Origin of the sequence: Micromonospora sp. WMMC264, from assembly GCF_027497275.1 — a bacterium.
GTDB lineage: Bacteria > Actinomycetota > Actinomycetes > Mycobacteriales > Micromonosporaceae > Micromonospora > Micromonospora chalcea.
Genome location: NZ_CP114907.1, coordinates 3,976,219 through 3,994,432, shown reverse-complemented (window position 1 = coordinate 3,994,432; position 18,214 = coordinate 3,976,219). Strand labels below are relative to the sequence as shown.

Annotated in this window: 18 protein-coding genes; 16 read left to right on the top strand and 2 right to left on the bottom strand. The window is 69.7% G+C overall.

Annotation, left to right across the window (positions count from 1 at the left end):
- Nucleotides 1-488 precede the first annotated feature (488 nt).
- From O7542_RS17185 to O7542_RS17155, 7 genes are all read left to right on the top strand, one after another.
- Nucleotides 489-1,700: a helix-turn-helix transcriptional regulator gene (locus O7542_RS17185; protein ID WP_281604884.1), complete on the top strand. Its 1,212-nt coding sequence runs from the start codon at nt 489-491 to the stop codon at nt 1,698-1,700.
- A gap of 177 nt (nt 1,701-1,877) precedes the next feature.
- Entirely contained in the window at nt 1,878-2,216 is a 339-nt protein-coding gene (locus O7542_RS17180; protein ID WP_280841851.1) for a hypothetical protein, read from the top strand.
- The gene (locus O7542_RS17175) at nt 2,213-2,512 is read left to right on the top strand and encodes a hypothetical protein (protein ID WP_166457102.1); all 300 of its coding nucleotides are present in this window, start codon (nt 2,213-2,215) and stop codon (nt 2,510-2,512) included. The genes O7542_RS17180 and O7542_RS17175 overlap by 4 nt, the downstream gene beginning before the upstream one ends.
- 434 nt (nt 2,513-2,946) lie before the next feature.
- Nucleotides 2,947-3,564 (top strand): SipW-dependent-type signal peptide-containing protein, encoded by a 618-nt coding sequence (locus tag O7542_RS17170; RefSeq protein ID WP_043325414.1) that lies wholly within the window; start codon nt 2,947-2,949, stop codon nt 3,562-3,564.
- Nucleotides 3,565-4,206: a SipW-dependent-type signal peptide-containing protein gene (locus tag O7542_RS17165; protein ID WP_083664650.1), complete on the top strand. Its 642-nt coding sequence runs from the start codon at nt 3,565-3,567 to the stop codon at nt 4,204-4,206.
- An 11-nt stretch (nt 4,207-4,217) separates the two neighbouring features.
- A complete protein-coding gene (locus O7542_RS17160; RefSeq protein ID WP_281604883.1) occupies nt 4,218-5,510 on the top strand; it encodes a signal peptidase I in 1,293 nt (430 codons plus the stop codon).
- A gap of 101 nt (nt 5,511-5,611) precedes the next feature.
- A complete protein-coding gene (locus tag O7542_RS17155) occupies nt 5,612-5,995 on the top strand; it encodes a hypothetical protein (protein ID WP_281604882.1) in 384 nt (127 codons plus the stop codon).
- Nucleotides 5,996-6,035: 40 nt separating this feature from the next.
- Here the strand turns inward: O7542_RS17155 and O7542_RS17150 are convergent, their stop codons facing one another.
- Both O7542_RS17150 and O7542_RS17145 read right to left on the bottom strand, forming a co-directional pair.
- Nucleotides 6,036-6,494 carry a dimethylsulfonioproprionate lyase family protein gene (locus tag O7542_RS17150; protein WP_281604881.1) on the bottom strand — a complete coding sequence of 153 codons (459 nt, stop codon included), beginning with the start codon at nt 6,492-6,494 and terminating at the stop codon, nt 6,036-6,038.
- Nucleotides 6,491-7,279: a hypothetical protein gene (locus tag O7542_RS17145; RefSeq protein WP_281604880.1), complete on the bottom strand. Its 789-nt coding sequence runs from the start codon at nt 7,277-7,279 to the stop codon at nt 6,491-6,493. Before O7542_RS17145 ends, O7542_RS17150 begins: the two co-directional genes overlap by 4 nt.
- Nucleotides 7,280-7,571: 292 nt before the next feature.
- Between O7542_RS17145 and hydA the strand changes: the two genes are divergently transcribed.
- The 9 genes from hydA (at nt 7,572) to O7542_RS17100 (ending at nt 18,214) form a co-directional block, all read left to right on the top strand.
- On the top strand, nt 7,572-8,951 hold the full coding sequence (gene hydA / locus O7542_RS17140) for a dihydropyrimidinase (protein WP_043325410.1): 1,380 nt from the start codon (nt 7,572-7,574) through the stop codon (nt 8,949-8,951).
- 145 nt (nt 8,952-9,096) lie between these two features.
- A complete protein-coding gene (locus O7542_RS17135; protein WP_083664652.1) occupies nt 9,097-10,710 on the top strand; it encodes an ABC transporter substrate-binding protein in 1,614 nt (537 codons plus the stop codon).
- 134 nt (nt 10,711-10,844) lie between these two features.
- Complete coding sequence (locus tag O7542_RS17130; RefSeq protein ID WP_281604879.1) at nt 10,845-12,905, top strand: hydantoinase/oxoprolinase family protein; 2,061 nt, start codon at nt 10,845-10,847, stop codon at nt 12,903-12,905.
- Entirely contained in the window at nt 12,902-14,923 is a 2,022-nt protein-coding gene (locus O7542_RS17125; protein WP_281604878.1) for a hydantoinase B/oxoprolinase family protein, read from the top strand. The genes O7542_RS17130 and O7542_RS17125 overlap by 4 nt, the downstream gene beginning before the upstream one ends.
- Before the next feature lie 90 nt (nt 14,924-15,013).
- Nucleotides 15,014-15,313 carry an ethanolamine utilization microcompartment protein EutM gene (gene eutM, locus O7542_RS17120; protein WP_104114777.1) on the top strand — a complete coding sequence of 100 codons (300 nt, stop codon included), beginning with the start codon at nt 15,014-15,016 and terminating at the stop codon, nt 15,311-15,313.
- A gap of 34 nt (nt 15,314-15,347) precedes the next feature.
- Entirely contained in the window at nt 15,348-16,115 is a 768-nt protein-coding gene (locus O7542_RS17115; RefSeq protein WP_281604877.1) for a hypothetical protein, read from the top strand.
- Complete coding sequence (locus O7542_RS17110) at nt 16,112-17,272, top strand: class I SAM-dependent methyltransferase (protein ID WP_281604876.1); 1,161 nt, start codon at nt 16,112-16,114, stop codon at nt 17,270-17,272. The genes O7542_RS17115 and O7542_RS17110 overlap by 4 nt, the downstream gene beginning before the upstream one ends.
- 1 nt (nt 17,273) lies before the next feature.
- Nucleotides 17,274-17,906 carry a hypothetical protein gene (locus tag O7542_RS17105; RefSeq protein ID WP_043325405.1) on the top strand — a complete coding sequence of 211 codons (633 nt, stop codon included), beginning with the start codon at nt 17,274-17,276 and terminating at the stop codon, nt 17,904-17,906.
- Nucleotides 17,907-17,926: 20 nt separating this feature from the next.
- Nucleotides 17,927-18,214 (top strand): EutN/CcmL family microcompartment protein, encoded by a 288-nt coding sequence (locus O7542_RS17100; RefSeq protein WP_043325403.1) that lies wholly within the window; start codon nt 17,927-17,929, stop codon nt 18,212-18,214.

Genomic DNA, 18,214 nt, shown 5'->3' with positions numbered 1-18,214 from the left:
CCCTTGGCGGGCCGCCGGTTCAAATCCTCTTGTCATCAGGCCCGATGGGTAGGGTGTTGGCGGGGGGCGGGGGGCGGGGGGAGTGGACGTCTCGGGCAAGGACCCGTACAGCAACCGACAGAACCGCATGAAGCCGCTAAGGCATCGGTCTCGGCTGCCGAGCGGCGGGGCGGACTTCAGCCGACTACCTTGCCGCGGCTCCGGCCAAGGGCTGGGATGGATGTGTGGCCACCGTCAGCAAGAAGTCAGCAAGAGGCTTGGTGCACGTCGGCTGACGAGATCAACATTCACAGCGAAGTGCTCCCGCAGTTCGAACATGGAACCGCTCGTCTTGGCCCGACTCCTGATCGGCCGGTCTGAGCCAGCACGATGGCACTGGACAACATGCCGGCGTGTTCGGGGTTATGCGGTCGCAGGCAGGTCTGTAGCGTTGGTGCCACGGCGGCCTAGAGGCCGGTGGCGCATCCCGCGCTATGAGGAGGTTCGGGATGGATTCCTTGCCGGAGTTGACCTTCGGGCAGCGGCTGAAGGTCTACCGGGAGCGGTCCGGGAAGACTCGCGCGGTGCTGGGTGGGCTGGTCGGTCGCAGCGCCGAGTGGGTCAAGGCGGTAGAGACCGATCGGATCCTGCCTCCGCGCATTCACATGCTGGATCGCATCGCGCGTGCGCTCAAGGTCGACGTGTCTGCTCTGGCCGGCGAGCTGAGCGACCGGTCGGCTGTGGTGAACGGGCCGGAACACCCGGCGCTGGCGTCGGTGCGGGACGCCGTGAACCGCGTCGTGCTCGCCGACGATGCTGAGCCGGAGTCGTTGGCCGGTTTGCGTGAGCGGCTTGCGGTGGCGTGGCGGGCGCGTCATCAGGCGTCGGATCACCGGACGGTGCTCGGTGGGCTGCTGCCGAGACTTCTGCACGACGTGCAGCGCGCCGCGCTGCTGTATGAGGGCGTTGAGCGTCGGCATGCACAGTCGCTGTTGGCGGAGACGTTCGGGCTGACGCAGATGTTCCTTGCGTACCAGCCGGCTGCCGAGTTGTTGTGGCGGGTCGCGGACCGGGCGATGGTGGCGGCGCAGGACTCCGGTGACCCGGAGGCGGTGGCCCTCGCGGCATGGTTCCTGTGTCAGGTGCATCGGGACGCGGGGGACTGGGACACCGCCATGGCGGTAACGCACGACGTCCTGTCGGCTCTGGAGCCGAGGGCGGCCGACGCGGGCACGAATCTGCTGGCGTTGTGGGGTGCGCTCAACTTCGAGGCCGCCTACACCGCCGCGCGTGCCGGCGAGGAAGGCCGGGCCTGGCGGTACTGGGATCGTGCAAACCTGGTGGCGCAGCGTCTGCCGGAGGGCTTCTATCAGCCGCAGACGTCGTTCTCCCGGGTCATCATGGGCGCCCACGCGGTGACAGTGGCCGTGGAGTTGCAGAAGTCCGGGGAAGCGGTACGCCAGGCACGCCGCCACGACTCGGCGGCCATCCCGTCGAGACCGCGCCGGGCACGCCATCTCATCGAGGTCGCGCGGGCGCACTACGGCAAGGACGACAAGGAAGCGGCCGTGAAGACCCTGCGGCAGGCGTACGAGGCGGCCCCCGAGACGATCCGCTTCAACGGGTACGCCCGCCAGATCACGTTGGACCTGCTCGACGGCCCACGCTCCACCCGTGACGACGCCCGTGACCTCGCGGTCAAGGTCGGGCTGCTCTCGTGATCCAGGGGTAGGAACCCTACCCGTTCCGCCTCGCGACCGACCGTAGCGTCCTGCTTACGGGATGCGGCGGGCGGTGCGGGTATCGCCTGGTCGCCGCGTCCCCCTCAGATTCGGGGGCAGGAGACCGCCCTCGTTCGTGAGCGAGGGAGGGTCCGTGCGGCGCGTCTCGTATGACGAATACCTTTCTGCCACCGCGCTGACCCTTGCTCGCAGGCACCGGCCGGTGTGGTCGTGGCGGCTCTGGCGGCGTATCTGCCGCTGTGGGTCCGACCTGCCCTGCCGCGCTCGGCACCGGATACCGATCAATCGTGGCCACTGGCCACAGGAGGGCGAGCAGTGACCGGCGGGCAGGAACAGGCGATCCTCGCGGTACACATTCTAGGGCTCGACGGCATGTGTGCCGGGTGCCGGGCGTGGTGGGCGCGGCTGACTCCGTACCCCTGTTGGCAGGTGGAATGGGCGACCAGCCGGCAGGCGCGGGCGATCACGGCGCGCTTCCTGGAGGGTGTGCGGTGACGACCCACGGCCCGGTCATGCCGGTCTGGAGCTGCGGCGGCTGCGACCTGCCCTGGCCCTGCCCTACCCGGAAGCGGGAGTTGTGCGCGGAGTACGCCGATGCGCCGGTGTCGCTGGCCCTCTACCTCGGTGCCTACCTCGTCCAGGCCACCGAGGACATGCCGTGGACGCCGGCGGGCGTGCTGCACCGCCGTTTCCTCGGCTGGACCAGGGAAAGCGGCCACCTCATGCCGGTAGTGCAGCAGCGAGGGTGCCAGCCGAACCCGGTCGAGACAAGCCCTCACCAGGCCCCCTGACCTCGCGTCGAGCCTGATCCGGCCGGCCTTTCGCCCGCCGCCGACAGTTCACACCGAAGAGGGCACCGCGCCCGCCCGGAACTCCGAATCGAACTAGCGTCTCGGCTCAGCCATGAACCTCTATCCCTCAAGCTCTGGCCTCCACGCTACGAGGGGAACCGCAATGAGGTTCCGCCCGGAAGGCGGGGACCAGGTGCAGCGCCGCGCGTCGGGCCAACATGGCCCGGTTCGCCAGGTGATTTGGACACTTTCGCCCGCTTTGTCTGGTTTGAGACCTATCGTGTCCCTTGCGTGACAGCCCAGCCGGGTCATCCCGTTCGCACGGCGGTTCCACGACGGCACCAGCCGGCCGGACCGCCACCGCACGGCTGTCACCGGCCCCAGGCCAGCCCACAGCGTCGCACGAGGAGGACACGTTGTTTGGATCGACAAGATTGACATCGGGCGGATCGAGCAGCCCGGGAAGGCGTCGCAAGCTCAAGGCCGTCCTGGCCGGAGGGCTCGCCCTCGGCGTCGGCGCGACGATCTCCCTCGCCGCCTGGAACGACTCGGAGTACGCCACGGGGACGTTCACCGCCGGCTCCTTCAGCATCGAGGGCAGCACGGACGACACCACCTACGCGGAGCACTCCACGTCCGGCACGGCGGCGGCGCTGGCCTTCAGCACCGGCTTCGACAACATCAGCCCCGGCGACGTGGTCGCGGCACCGTTCGCCGTCCGCCTGACCGCAGCCACCACGTATGACGCGACCGTCACGGTGGCCTCGGCCACTCCCGACCTGCCCGCCTTCACCGGGCTCACCTACGGGATCGCGACCGTGCCGACCTTCGCGGACTGCAGCGCGACCCCCACGAGCCCGACCTGGATCGTGGCGCAGGGCACGGCGCTCGACTCGGTGGCCGGCGCGGTGCCGTTCAACCTGACGCAGGGCACTCCTCCCACGACGCCTGGCGCTCCGGCGTACCTGTGCTTCGTCGTGACGGCGGACGCCGCTCTGGTGCAGGGCTCGTCGGTCACGGAGACCTGGCAGCTCCTCGCCGAGTCCGTGTAGGTGGCAGCCGTGGTCAACCGCCGGGTGCCGGCCGGATCACCACGGCTCCTCCGGACCCGTGCCGTACTCGCTGCCGCCCTCGTCCTCGGCGTGGGCACAACGTCCACGCTCGCGGCGTGGACCGACAGCGAGTACGGCACCGGGTCGTTCACCGCAAGCGTCTTCGGTACCGAGTCGCAGACCGCGTCCAGTGCCTGGGCAAGCCACAATCCGGTGGGAAACGCCGCGACACTGGCGTTCAACGCGACCGCGATGTCCCCCACGGACTCGTCGTACGCCTGGATCGACATCCGCACGACCACGATGACGAATGTCGACGGTACGGTCGCGCTGACGAGCTCCTCGGACAGCTCCGGGGCCCTGCTTCCGGTGCTCGAATACCGCGCGGTGCGTACCCCGGACACCGGTAGCGCCTGTTCCGCCACCGCCTTCACCGGTTCGCCGACGTGGATCGCCGGCCCCGGCTACCTGGACGTCACCTCGGTTCCCGGCTCACCGGTGTCGTCCGTCCTCACCACTCCCGACGGCGCGACGCCAGAGGTGCGGTTCTGCTTCGAGGTGCGGATCGAGGCCGGCGCAGACAACTCGTACCAGGGCACGAGCGCCACCGTCACCTGGGAATTCACCGCCACATCTACGTAAGGGTCCTGCACATGATGAGACGAGCACGTCGAGGGCGAGGCGTCATCGCCCGCGTCGGAGACCTGGCACTGACCCTGCTCGCCGTCGGCGGGACGGTGTGCGTCGTCCTCGTCCCGCTGGCGTTCTTCTTCGACATCTCACTCATCCTGTTCAAGACCGGATCGATGAGCCCCACCATTCCCGCCGGGTCGCTGGCGGTGGTGCGTGAGATCCCCGCGTCCGAGGTCGAGGTGGGCGACGTGGTCACCGTCGACCGCACGCCGCTTCCACCGATCACCCACCGGGTCGTTCAGATCGCCGACGGTGGCGGGCCCACCCGTCTGCTCACCCTGCGCGGGGACGCGAACGACTCCAACGACTCCGCGCCGTACGCGGTGACCCGCGTACGGCTCGTCACCTGGTCGGTGCCCGGGCTCGGGTACACGGTGCGGGCCGTGTCGAACCCGTACGCGACCAGTGCGATCACGGTCGGGACCGCCGTGATCGTCACCTGGGCGTTCTGGCCGCGCGCCACGGAACCGCCGACCCGGCGGCGTACGACGTGGCGGCGACGGCGAACAGGCCCTCCGATGCCTGACGAGGCGGGAACAGGTCCCGAGGCCGGCGCCCCGCCGGGCAGGACAGCGGCGCACGTCGAATCGACCGCCCGGCGGTTGTTCGTCATGGTGGCCGTGCTGCCGGGCGTCGCCGCCGCGGTCCTGGCCACGCCCGGTCAGGCACGGGCAGAACCGACTGAGGACGTCATCCGGGGCAGGTACCTCACCCTGATATCGATCCGCGACGAGGCCCGCATGACATCGATGACACCGAAGGAGCCGGTGCCGTGGCAGGTGGGCGTCACCGCGCACGCCCCGCACCCGGGCACGGTGACAATCACGTTGTCGGCGCTGGGCCCGCTCGTGGTCTCGCCGAACGGACTCCAGGTCATGGCCGCCGTCTGCGCCATCCGCTGGGTGAACGGCGCCTGTCCCGGCGGGCGGGGAGAGCAGGTTCTCGCCGAGGGCCCCGCCACCAGACTGGCCGAACGCCCGGTCCCCATCAGCACGATGCGCTCCGACGAACAGCGTTGGGTACTCGTCACCGCGAGCCTGCTCCCGAACTCCACGGCCGCGGGCTCGGCCGACCTGATCCTCACGGCGACCGGGCTCGGCGACAAGGCGGCGACAGGCGGCAAGGTCGACACGCTGCCACGCACCGGCACCGACCTGCGGACGCCGATGCTCGCCGGTGCGGGCGCCCTGCTCGTCGGCCTGCTGCTCGTGCGCACCACGCGCAGGAACCGGATCAGGCAGGAACAGCCGTGAGGCGCGTAGGGATCCCCGCTACGCCGAGCTGGCGACGTAAGAGCCGCGCCCGGCGACGCCGGCTCGCGGGTGTCCTCGTCCTCTCGCTCTGGATCCATGTCATGGCGCTCGCACCTGCCCAGTCGACGCTGGCCGCCTGGAACGACACCGAGTACGGCAGCACTGCCCTCGCCGCCGGCACGGTCGACCCACCGACCGACCTGGCGTGCACGGCGGGCCAGCTCACCCCGCCCACCTTCACCTGGAACCTGCCCGCCGGTGGCCTGGCCCGCAGTGGCTTCACCTGGTCCCTGAGCGACGGCTTCTCCGGAGGCGGCACTCTCGGCCCCAACGACACCTCCATCGTCGTTCCCGGCGCGCTGCTGGCTGTCGGCACCGGCACCTTCACCCTGTACGCGAACGGCCCTGGCGGCTGGACGTCGGCGTTGGTCACCGGTTCGCTCGGCATGCTGACGGATGAGCTCTACTTCTGCAGCGTCCCTTAGTGGTGGACGTAGGCAGGGGGAGCCGATCCGCAGTCGGCGGCTACAGCCACCTGGTGCCGATCTCGTTGAGGTCCGGGGTGCTGAAGGAGTAGAGCAACTCCATGGCGTGCTCGCCGCCAGTGGTGATGGCGTGGGCGACACCGGCGGGGATGTACATCGCGGTGCCCGGGCCCGCCTCGAATTCCTCGTCGGCCACTCGGAACAGCGCGGTGCCGGACAGCACGTAGTAGAACTCGGCCGAGTCGGCGTGCAGGTGCAGCGGGTGGGTCATCCCGGGCTCCATGCGGTAGACCCCATTGAGGAACTCGCAGTCCGGGTCGCCGGTGAGCTGCCGGTCGACGAGGCGATGCACCAGCCCTTCGTCGTCGGTGTTGTGGTTGAGGCTGGAGATCAGCTCGTAGGCGAGTTCGTCGCGGTGCACGACGAACGCCGGGCGTACGGCGCCCGCCCCGGCGTCCCCGGCGGCGATCCGGCGTCCACGGCCGGGCAATGCCGTCACCGCTCGGCGTCCACGCTTGTCGCCCCGAGGGGGATCTGTGGGCTGGTCAGCGGTCCGTGATGCTTGGACAGGCAAATGGCCTCCCAGCCGGTCACGACGCCGTGGATGACGCCCGGCTCCCAGCACAGGTACTCACCGGCACGGTAGACGTGCTCCGGGTCGGTGGCGCACCAGCCGCCGAGGAAGAAGATCTCCTCGGTGCTGTGGTGGAACTCCAACGCGGTCTTGGCGAAGTTGCGTGGCAGGACGAACAGGATGGTGTCCTTGCCGGTCTCCTCCACCTTGCGCAACCGGATGCACTGCGTGGGCACATCGAGGTCGCCGTGACTGCTGGTGTCGGTCACTCCCGCGAAAGCCTCCTGGACGGGTCGCCAGTTGGCCGGGTCGAACAGGTCGACGGTCTCTCCGAGCGGTTTCGACGGCGGGGGTCGTTCGTCAGTGCGGACCTCGAACGGCGAGTCCGTCCAGAAGATCAACGTGGCGCCTTCGGTCGAGGAGACCGGGCCGATCTCGGTGCCGGAGGGCAGGAAGAGGTAGTGCCCGCGCCGGCACTGGCGTCCGGCGATGCTCAGGTCGCCGTCGCGGACCAGGAGTTCGATGTCGGCGCTGTTCCAGTGCTCGGGCATCTGCCAGCCGGGTGGAACGTCGACGACGAGCGTCTGCGCGCCGATCTCAGGGTCGGCGTTGATCTGCCGCACGAGTAGGCCGAAGGGCAGGCCCGATGCCCGCCACACCCGCTGGGGTACCTGTTCGATGGTGACCCGTCGCTTGCCGGAATGAGCCATAGCGACCTCCTTCAGGTTGCGCCAGACTGTATGTAATCTGGCGCAGCTCGTCTAGGGCGTCGTCGTGAATACTCGGGTCTGAGCAGCAAAGTCGGCCACCGCCGCTGGCCTCATCGAGGCGTAATGTATGCAAAATGCCTAAGGCTGGCTTGCGGGCAGGAGTTGCCTCCCGGTGGTCGGCGTCGGGTCGGGGTTGAGTCGACTCCTTGTGCCGTCCCGTCGAGTTGTATACGGTCCACTGCCTAGCCCGCCTGTCACTCGCGTTTCCTCATCTGCAGCGAACGGGGAAGAGATGCCCCGAAGGTTTGGTCTTGTCGGAGGCACGGTGGTCGCCGAGGACGGTGTCCACCGCGCTGACGTGCTCGTTGACTCCGGCCGCATCGAAAGTGTCGGCCGGATTCCGCCATCGGCTGATGTCGAGAAGGTCGACGCCCGAGGAAAGATCATCATTCCGGGTGGCGTCGATGTGCATACACATATGGATACGCCCTTCATGGGGACGGTCACCTCCGACGACCACGCCTCGGCCAGCCGGGCCGCTGCCGTCGGCGGCACCACGACGTATGTCGACTACGCCTTTCAGCGCGCCGGTGAGCGTCTGCCGGAGGTGCTGGCCCGGTGGGCCGGGCGGGCGAACGGTCGTTCCGCCATCGACTTCAGCTTCCACCTGGCTGTCACTTCGCCCTACCCGGGCATGGTGGCTGACATGGCGCTTGTGGTGGCCGACGGCGTGACCAGCTTCAAGGTGTTCATGGCCTACAAGGGGCTGGCCATGCTCGACGACGGAGAGCTCTTCTCCATCCTCACCGAGTCGTCCCGCCTGGGCGCCACACTCTGCGTGCACGCCGAGAACGGTCACGTCATCGACGTCCTCGCCGAGCGGCTGGTTCGGGCCGGCCGCACCGGACCGCTGGCGCACCTGCTGTCGCGGCCACCCGAGACCGAGGTGGAGGCGGTACGCCGCGCGATCGCGCTCGCCGACCTGGCCGACGCCCCGCTGTACTTCGTGCACCTGTCCACCGCCGGGGCGGTCGCCGCCGTGGCCGAGGCCCAGCGGGCCGGCCGCCCGGTCGCGGGCGAGACGTGCACCCACTACCTCCTGCTCGACGCCGACCTCTACCACCAGCCCGGGTTCGAGGCGGCCAAGTACGTCGTCAGCCCGCCGCTGCGCACCGCCGAGCACCGGGAGGCGCTCTGGCAAGGGCTGCGGGAAGGCATCCTCGGTGTCGTCAGCTCGGATCACTGCCCGTTCTGCATGTCCGGGCAGAAGAGCCTGGGAGCCGAGGACTTTCGCCGGATCCCGAACGGAGCGCCGGGCATCGAACACCGGGTTCCCCTGCTCTACGGCCACGGTGTACGCCCCGGGCGGCTGAGTCTGTCGCGCTTCGTCGAGGTGGCCTGCACCGAGCCGGCCCGCCGGTTCGGGCTGTACCCGACAAAAGGGGTCATCAGGCGGGGCGCCGACGCCGACCTGGTCGTGCTCGACCCGGAGGCGGCCTCCGTCGTGCTCGCCCGGACGATGACGCAGAACTGTGACTACACGCCGTTCGAGCGGTGGCACGTGCCCGGCCGGGTCGAAGCGGTTTATCTGCGCGGGGAGCTGATCGCCCAGCGTGGACGATTTGTCGGCCGGCAGGACGCCGGTCGGTTCCTGGCCCGTCGCCGGGCGTGAGTGTCGACGCGGCTGGCTGCGGGATCTGACTGCTCGGAGCCTTGACAGGGTCAAGTTTGTATACAAGCATCGCTCGTGTTAGTCGCCCTACCTGGGTTGTTGCGCTAGACCTATTCAAGCTTGCACACAATTTGGAGGTGTCGGCATGGGAATACGTTCCGTGCGGGTGCGAGCCGTGGCAGTGCTCGCCGTGGCGAGCGTGTCGCTCGCGGCCTGCGGCGCCGACGATGCGGGGAAGTCTGACGCCGGCACCGGCCAGGCGCTGACCATCGCCGCGCCCGGGGTGCTGTCGAGTCTCGACTCCGAGCGCTACCAGGGCTTCATCTCGATCGACCTGCTCCCCAACACCGCCGGGACCCTGGTGCGCTTCAAGAAGCCCGAGGCCGGCGCTACCAAACTTCAGACGCCGGACCAGATCGAGCCCGAGTTGGCCGAGTCCTGGACGCTTGACGACGGCGGCAGGAAGATGTCGTTCACGCTGCGCGAGGCCAAGAGCCAGTTCGGCAACCCGATCACCTCGCAAGACGTGAAGTGGTCGGTGGACCGGATGGTGAACAGCACCGGCGTGCCGATCGCCAAGATCCTGATGGGCGTCGGCGGCTGGGACACCGCCAACCCGATCACCGTCACGGACGACAAGAAGTTCACGATCAACGTCGCCAAGCCCAACGCGGTGAGCGTGTCGATCCTGAGCACCTTCTTCATGACCATCTACGACTCGGTGGAGGCCAAGAAGCACGCCACCGCCGACGATCCGTACGCCTACAAGTGGCTCGGGGAGAACACCGCCACCTTCGGGGCGTACCAGGTGCGCTCGTTCGACCCCGGCAAGGAGGTCCGGCTCACCGCCAACGAGAACTACTTCCGCGGGAAGCCCAAGGTCACCGACGTGGTGGTCCGCGCCGTCCCCGACACCTCCAACCGGCTCCAGCTGGCCCAGAGCGGGCAGGTCGACGTCGCCACCGCGATGACGTTCGACCAGCTCTCCTCGCTGGAGGAGAGCGACCAGGCCCGGCTCGAGCGTGTGCTCTACCCGAACATCGACGTGCTGGTGCCCAACCTCAAGGCCAAGCCCTTCGACGACAAGCGGGTCCGCGAGGCCATCTCCTACGCCGTCGACCGCAAGGCGATCGTCGACTCCGCGTACCAGGGCTACTCGGCGCCCTCGAACGACTTCATCCACGACGACTTCGGTGCCCCGGCGGCCAGCCAGCCCTTCGCCCAGAACCTCGACCGGGCCAAGCAACTGCTGGCCGAGGCCGGCCTGCCAAACGGCTTCCCGATGGAGTTGGCCTACAACGCGGCCAACGTCGGAGCGCACAGCGAACAGGTCGCCGTCCTGCTGCGCTCGCAACTGGCCAAGGTGGGCATCCAGGTCAAGCTCAACAACGTCGCCTCCGGCGCGGACTTCGACACCGCCAAGCGTGAAGGCAAGCTGCAGAGCTGGCTGGCCACCAGCACCCCGCTGGTGCCCGACCCCGCCTACTACCTGCAGGTCTTCTACTCCACGGGTGGGCTGACCAACCTGCAGAACTACAGCTCGCCGACCCTCGACGACCTCTCCCGGAAGATCCTGGAAACCCAGCCGGGTCCCGACCGCGACGCGTTGATCAAGCAGGTCAACGACTTCCTGGTGGGTGACATGCCGGCCATCCCGCTGGTCGATTCCCAGAAGTACTACGTCTTCAAGAAGGGCGTGACCGGGTTCGTCAGCTATTCCCAGGGCCACGTCAACTATTACGACATCAGCGGCTCCTGACCTCGCCGGCGTCCCACCGGCGCGGTGATCCCCGGCCCCGGTGGGCAGCACCCCAGGGGCCGGGGACCACGCAGCGACGACGCAGAACGGCAACCCGAGAAGAGCCGGCACTCGAGAAAGCAGGATGTGCACTGATGTACCGCCTAGGAGTCGATGTCGGTGGCACGTTCACGGACGTTCTTCTGATCGAGGAGGCGACCGGGAAGACCCGACGGACCAAGGTGCCCTCGACGCCTCAGGACCAGTCCGTCGGCGTCATCGAGGGCGTAACCCGGGTGCTGACCGACGCCCGGGCCCGCGCCGCGGACGTCCGCCAGTTCCTGCACGGCACGACGGTGGCCACCAACGCCGTCCTGGAACGCCGGGGCGCCCGGGTGGGCCTGGTGGTGACCGTCGGCTACCGGCAGATCCTGCACATCGCCCGCTCGTTCGTTCCCGGCGGCCTGGGCGGCTGGATCGTCTGGGACCGGCCGGCCGAGATGGTCGCGCTCGAAGACGTCCGCGAGGTCCGGGGCCGCATGGACGCCCGAGGCGAGCAGGTCGAGCCCCTCGACGAGGCGGCCGTGCGGGCCGCGGTCCGCCAGCTGGTCGACCAGGGCGTGGACGCCCTCGCCATCGGCTTCGTCAACTCCTACGCCAACCCCGCCCACGAACAGCGGGCCGCCGAGATCGCCGCCGCCGAGGCCCCTGGTGTGCCGGTCTCCACCTCCGCCGGGGTCCTGCCCGAGCTCGGGGAGTACGAGCGGACCCTGACCACCGTCGCCAACGCCTACGTCCGCCCCGGCGTCAGCTCCTACCTGAGCAACCTCAGCGCGAAACTGGTCGCCGAGGGACTCCTGGGCGAGCGTCGCGTGCTGCGCTCCGACGGCGGACTGATGACCTTCGAGCGGGCCGAGGACATCCCGGTCAGTCTGCTGATGAGCGGACCCGCCGGCGGGGTCGCCGCCGCCGTGGCGCTGGGCCCGGCCGCCGGCCACCCGGACCTGCTCACCCTGGACATGGGGGGTACCTCCACCGACGTAGCGCTGATCGAGAACGGCACCCCGGCCATCCGGCGCGAGACGACCGTGGCCGACCTCGCCGTCCGCGCCCCGTCGATCGACGTACAGACCGTGGGCGCCGGCGGCGGCTCCATCGCCCACGTCCCCGAGCTGACCGGTGCGTTGCGGGTGGGCCCGGCCAGCGCGGGTGCCCTGCCCGGTCCGGCGACCTACGGACGCGGCGGCGAATTGCCCACCGTCACCGACGCCAACGTCGTGCTCGGCTACCTGCCGCACGCCCTGCTCGGCGGCGCCATGCCGCTGGACGTGGAGAAGGCCCGCACGGCGGTCGGCACCGTTGCGAGCAGGCTGGGGGTGTCGGTGGAGGCCGCCGCCGCCGCGATCATCGACATCGTCAACGAGAACATGCTCGGCGCGCTGCGGCTGGTCTCGGTGCAGCGCGGCTACGACCCCCGGCGCTTCGCGCTGTTCGGCTTCGGCGGCGCCGGCCCGTTGCACGTCAACGCGCTCGCCAAGCTTCTCGGCTCCTGGCCGGTGGTGATCCCGCAGTCGCCCGGGGTGCTCTGCGCCTACGGTGACGCTTCGACAGGTGTGCGGGCCGAGGCCAACCGGTCCCTGGTGCGCCCTCTCGACGACGTCGACGAGGAACTGCTGCGGCGCGAGTTCACCGACCTCGCCGCCCAGATCGACACCGAGTTCGACCGGGCCGGGGTGCCAGGCGACGCCCGGTCGGTGCGATACGAGGCCGACGTCCGCTACCACGGCCAGGGCTTCGAGGTCTCCGTCGAGGTCGACGCGGGCCGAGGCATGGCTGTGATCCCCGGCCTGCGCAGCGGCTTCGACGAGGCCCACCAGCGCCTGTTCGGCTTCGCACTGGATGAGCGGCACGAGGTCGTCAACATCCGGGCGGTCGGGGTCTCCCACGCCGAACGGATCACCCCGGTCGAGATCGAATCCGGTGACCGCGACGCCGCGCAGGCGATCGTCGGCCGTCAGCAGGTCTACGTCGACGGCGGCTGGCAGGAGGCCACCCTCTACGACCGCACCGCCCTGCGGGCCGGCAACGAGCTGTCCGGGCCGGCGATCGTGGTCGAGATGGATTCCACCAGCCTGGTCCTGCCGGGCTGTGTCGCGCGCGTCGACAGGCTGGGCAACCTGCTCATCCTGCCCGCCGAGCAGGGAGGGAACCGATGAGTGCGGTCATCGTCGAGACAGTACGCCCGGAGCGTGGCGTCGAGGTCGAGACCGCGGTGCTCGACATCGTCGAGAACGCGTTGCGTAACGCCCGTTTCGAGATGGACGCGGTGGTGATGCGTACCGCGATGTCACCGGGCATCCGCGAGCAGCACGACGCCTTCCCGTTGATCGCCGACCGGCGCGGGCGCATGGTCGCCGGACAGTTCGGCTCCTTCATCGACGGCTTTCTCTCCGGATACGACGGCACGGTCGAGGAGGGCGACGTCTTCTTCACCTCCGACCCGTACGCCTGTGACGGCGCCATCAGCCACGCCAACGACTGGCTGGTGCTGCTGCCGATCTACTTCGAGAAGGCGCTGGTCGGCTGGGCGGCGATGTTCGGTCACATGAGCGACGTCGGCGGGAAGGTGCCCGGCAGCCTGCCCACCGACGCGGTGTCCATCCACGAGGAGGGCGTCATCGTCCCGCCGGTGAAGTTGTTCCGCGGCGGCACCCTCGACCAACAGCTCCTGGACACCGTGCTCAACCAGGTGCGCCTGCCGAGCTGGAACCGCGCCGACCTGAACGCGGTCCTGGCCTCCTGCCGCACCGCCGAGACCCGGGTCCGTGAGCTCTGCGAGCGCTTCGGCGCTGACACCTACCTGTCCACCCTGGAGCTGCTGCTGGAGCGCAACCGGCAGGCGATGGCGAAGCTGTTCCGCCAGGTCGTGCCCGAGCAGCCGGTCACCTTCGAGGACTTCGTCGACGACGACGGACGCGGCGAGGGACCGTTCCGCATCCGCTGCTCGCTGTGGCGCGAGGGCGACCGGGTGGTGCTGGACTTCACCGGTACCAGCGAGCAGGCCGAGGGGTCGATCAACTTCCTGCTCAACGAGAACGTCCTACGGATGTTCTTCGGGGTCTACACCATCATGGCCGTGGACCCGATGATCCTCTTCAACGACGGGTTCTACCCCCTGGTCGACGTCCGCATCCCCGAGGGCAGCCTGCTCAAGCCCCGGCGCCCGGCGGCCGTCTCCTGTCGTACCCACGCCCTGGGTCGGCTCTTCGACGTGCTCGCCGGGCTGCTGGGGCAGTGTCAGCCGGACTTCCTCGCCGCCGCCGGGTTCTCCTCCAGCCCGCACCTGATGTACTCCGGCCTGGATCGGCACGGCAAGTGGTTCCAGCTCTACCAGATCGGTTTCGGCGGTGTGCCCGCCCGACCGGTCGGTGACGGGTTCGACGGGCACTCCATGTGGCCCTCGTTCACCAACGTGCCCAACGAGTACCTGGAGGCCTACTACCCGCTGCGTATCGAGTCCTATGAGACGGTCCCCGACTCCGGGGGCATCGGTAGGCACCGGGGCGGCAACGGCATCCGGGTCGGCTACCGGTTCCTGGAACCGGGTGAGGTTTCGATCCACGACGACAGATGGTTCACCAAACCCTGGGGCGTGCTCGGCGGCGAGCCCGGCGAACGCGGCACGAAGATCCTGGAACGCGCCGACGGCTCCCGGCAGGTGGTACCGGCCAAGTGTGACCACGTCGCGGTCCGCCCCGGCGACCTGCTGTACTTCGTCACCTGGGGCGGCGGCGGTTGGGGCGACCCGCTCGAGCGCGACCCGGAGCAGGTCCGCCACGACGTCGAGCGGGGCCTGGTCACCGTCGACGGCGCCCGGCGCTACGGAGTGGTCCTGGTCGACGGCCGGGTCGATGCCGAGCGCACCCGGACCCGGCGCGCGGAACTCGCCGCCGGCCGAGGCGACCTGCCCCGCTTCAACCGGGGCGGCACGGTGGAGGAACTCCGGGCGCGCTGCCTCGCCGAGACCGGACTGACCCCACCCCGGGAACCGGCGGGCGCCGGGGCGCGGCCGGAGCCGGCGCCTCCCGGCCGACGGCCCGGTGCGACGCCGGCCCGCCATCGCGACGCCGGGCCCGCAGGCGGCAGCGACCGGCCCGCCCGCGCCCAGCGACCGGCGCAGTCCCCGCTGGAGGCGCTCGTGCACCACATCGCTCGGCAGGTGACCGTGCGATGAGACCACCCCACTTCCAGACCACCACGGTCCTGGGCAACGGCGGGCACCCGCACGCCAACCAACTCGCAAAGGAGAACTGTCATGGCTGACCTGCAGATGTCCGCGCTGGGCATGATCGAGACCCGGGGCCTGGTCGCGGCGGTCGAGGCCGCCGACGCCATGGTCAAGGCCGCCACCGTCGTCCTGGTGGGCACCGAGTACATCGGCGGTGGCCTGGTCACCGTCGTCGTCCGTGGCGACGTCGGCGCGGTCAAGGCCGCCACCGACGCCGGTGCGGCCAGCGCCTCCCGGCTCGGTGAGGTCGTCTCGGTGCACGTCATCCCGCGCCCGCACAACGAGGTCGAGGCGATCCTGCCGACCGGTTCGAGTCGAGGCGGAACGAAGTCCTGACCGGAGCCCGCGTGCTCATCGAAGGAGCTGAGACATGAGTCGGGTGTGGACTGCAGTCGATATCGAAGACATCGCCCGGTCGGACGGACCGCGCGAAGTCCTGCTGGGCCCGGGCGACCTGATCTCCCCGCACGCCCAGGACATCGCCCAAGGGCTGGGCATCGACGTCCGGCGCGGGTCGGCGGCACCGGCGTCGGCCGCCCCCGCCGGGGCCGGCCCCGGCGGGGGCGAGCCCCAGGGCGGCTGCGACGACGCCGACGGCTGCTCGTGTGGCTGCGAGGCCGCGGAGGAGGCGGAGCGGACCATCCGTACCATCGCCGCCGCGGTCGTGTCGGCCAACCCCGACGCGGACGCCTCCACTGTCGCCACCGAGACGCTGCGGGCGCTCGGCGCCTACGGCGGGCCCGGGGTGGGCAGCCCCGAGCAGGCCCAACCGCTGCCCGGACAGTTGCTGCCCAAGAAGGCCAAGGGCGCCCGCCCTCAGTTCTTCGCTGAGCCGGGTATGGAGGCCCTGGTCTCGACGATGGTGACCCTCACCTCGGAGGTGTGGGTGCTGCGTGAGCGGGTGATGACCCTGGAACAACTGCTGGCCGACCGGCGGGTTGTGGAGGGGGGCGCGGTGGACGGCTTCACGCTCTCCGCCGAGGACGCCGAGACCAGGGACGCCGAGGCGGCGGCGTTCGTCGCCCGGGTGCTGCGGGTCTTCTACGAGTGGCGTGAGGAGATCGTGCGGGAGGAGACCCCGGAGTCCTACCGGGAGGTCATCCGGCGGGCCTTCGCACAGGTGGGGGAGGACAAGTGAAACAGCAGCAGCGACACGGCCTGTTGCCGACGGAGAACCACGACGAACTGGCCCGGGAGACGTTCGTCCGGGCCCTGAAGTCGCACATTTCCACCGAGGTGACCCCGGGGGTACGGGAGCTGTACACGCACCGCGTCCTGCCCAGGTACCAGCAGGAGATGGGCGTCCCGCCCCGGGACCGGGAGACGGTCCGCCGGGCGATGGAGCCCGAGCCGTACTACCAGCTCTGGAGTTCGGTGCGGCGGGCGAGCCAGGACCTGCTCTGGAACGTGGTGGCCGACAGCATCGGCCGGCAACTGGACGACCTGCGGGCCAGGGCGGAACGGACCGGCCGTACCCTCGGCTCGCTGGAGCTGGATCCCGACTTCGTCCTGCCCTGGTATTTCTGGGGCATCGACATCCACGCCATGCCCGGCGGCTACCGGGGCGAGTACGTCCCCGGCGACGTCACCGCCGGGGCGCTCTACGACCGCGGCGTCTACGTCTACGCCATGGGCCAGATGGGCGAGCTCAACGACGACTACGGCCAGTCGGTGGTGAACAACTACCTCAAGACCGTGCACAAGGACTTTCGCCCCAGGCGGATCCTGGAGATCGGCTGCGGAGTCGGCAACTCCACGCTGCCCTACGTCGACGCCTATCCCGAGGCGGAGGTGCACGGCATCGACGTCGGTGCCGCTCTGTTGCGCTACGCCCACGGCCGGGCGGAGTCCCTGGGCCGCAAGGTGCACTTCGCGCAGCGCAACGGCGAGGACACGGGCTTCCCGTCGGGGCACTTCGACCTGGTCGTCTCGCACATCCTGCTGCACGAGATGCCGCCGGAGGCGGTCCGCGCCGTCCTGCGGGAATGCCACCGGCTGCTCGCCCCGGGCGGGATGATGATCCACGCGGATTTCCCGGGCTACGCCGGGTTGGACCCGCTGGTGCAGTTCCTCATCGACTGGGACACCTGGAACAACAACGAGCCGTTCTGGGGCCCGATGCGGGACATGGACCTGGTCCAGGCCGCCCGGGACGCCGGGTTCACCGGCGACTGCACCGAACTGTCCTGCAAGCGGGAGTGCGTCGAGGAGGTCTCCACCCCCACCGGCCGGGTGCTGCAGAGCGGTGAGCGGCGCAGCAGCGGCACCCTCGCGCTGCTCGTGGGCCGGCGCTGACATGGCCCACAACGACGTCGAGTTGCGTACCTTCGCGTTCGTCGACCGACTCCAACCGCAGATGGCCGCCCTGCTCGGCAGCGTGATGTCGGGTGACCCGGTGGTCGAGGGCATGTCCGAGCTCTACCTGGAGATCTCCCCGGGCAGCGACGTGTACGCCCTGGTCGACGCCGCCGTCAAGGCCACCGGGGTGCGCCCCGGCTCCCAGGTCGTCGAGCGGCAGTACGGCATGACCGAGTTGCACTCGATGTCGCAGGACGCGGTGCGCCAGGCCGGTCAGACCATCCTGGACCTGCTCGGGATCACCGAGGCCGACGCGCAGCCGGCGGAGCTGGTTTCGGCGAAGGTCGTCTCCAACATCGACGCCTACCAGGCGCAGCTGGTCAACCGTTCCCGCAAGGGCTCCCTGCTGGTGGCCGGCGAGTCGATGCTGGTGGTCGAGTGTCAGCCCGCCGCCTACATCTCCGCTGTCGGCAACGAGGTGGAGAAGTCCGCCAGTGTGAAGATCATCGACGTCCGGGGCGTGGGCCAGTTCGGCAGGTTGTGGATCTCCGGACTGCACTCGGAGGTGGAGGCGGCGCGCGACGCGGTCCGTCGAGCGTTCGAGACGAAGCCCTGGTCGCACCGACGCTAGAGAAACGAGGTGGTGTCGGCATGCGTGTCGCCCGCGTGATCGGCTCGGTGGTCAGCACCGTCAAGTCGGAGGCGCTGACCGGGGCCAAGCTGCTCGTCGTCGCGCCGCTGGGCGATGCGCCCGCCGGAGAGCCCTACGTCGCCGTCGACACCGTCGGCGCCGGCAGGGGAGAGGTCGTCCTGGTCGCCACGGGTGGCGCCGCGCGGCTGGCGCTGCGGCAACCCGGTCAGGCGCCCGTGGACTCCAGCATCGTCGCGATCGTCGACCGGCTGGAGACCGAGGCGTGGCTCAACTACGTGAAGGACTGA

What these genes read in the sequence shown, in the direction of transcription:
- O7542_RS17185 (WP_281604884.1), top strand. Translation starts at nt 489, where the DNA reads ATGGATTCCTTGCCGGAGTTGACCTTCGGGCAGCGGCTGAAGGTCTAC.
- O7542_RS17160 (WP_281604883.1), top strand. Translation starts at nt 4,218, where the DNA reads ATGATGAGACGAGCACGTCGAGGGCGAGGCGTCATCGCCCGCGTCGGA.
- O7542_RS17155 (WP_281604882.1), top strand. Translation starts at nt 5,612, where the DNA reads ATGGCGCTCGCACCTGCCCAGTCGACGCTGGCCGCCTGGAACGACACC.
- O7542_RS17145 (WP_281604880.1), bottom strand. Translation starts at nt 7,279, where the DNA reads ATGGCTCATTCCGGCAAGCGACGGGTCACCATCGAACAGGTACCCCAG.
- hydA (WP_043325410.1), top strand. Translation starts at nt 7,572, where the DNA reads ATGCCCCGAAGGTTTGGTCTTGTCGGAGGCACGGTGGTCGCCGAGGAC.
- O7542_RS17135 (WP_083664652.1), top strand. Translation starts at nt 9,097, where the DNA reads ATGGGAATACGTTCCGTGCGGGTGCGAGCCGTGGCAGTGCTCGCCGTG.
- O7542_RS17130 (WP_281604879.1), top strand. Translation starts at nt 10,845, where the DNA reads ATGTACCGCCTAGGAGTCGATGTCGGTGGCACGTTCACGGACGTTCTT.
- O7542_RS17125 (WP_281604878.1), top strand. Translation starts at nt 12,902, where the DNA reads ATGAGTGCGGTCATCGTCGAGACAGTACGCCCGGAGCGTGGCGTCGAG.
- O7542_RS17115 (WP_281604877.1), top strand. Translation starts at nt 15,348, where the DNA reads ATGAGTCGGGTGTGGACTGCAGTCGATATCGAAGACATCGCCCGGTCG.
- O7542_RS17105 (WP_043325405.1), top strand. Translation starts at nt 17,274, where the DNA reads ATGGCCCACAACGACGTCGAGTTGCGTACCTTCGCGTTCGTCGACCGA.
- O7542_RS17100 (WP_043325403.1), top strand. Translation starts at nt 17,927, where the DNA reads ATGCGTGTCGCCCGCGTGATCGGCTCGGTGGTCAGCACCGTCAAGTCG.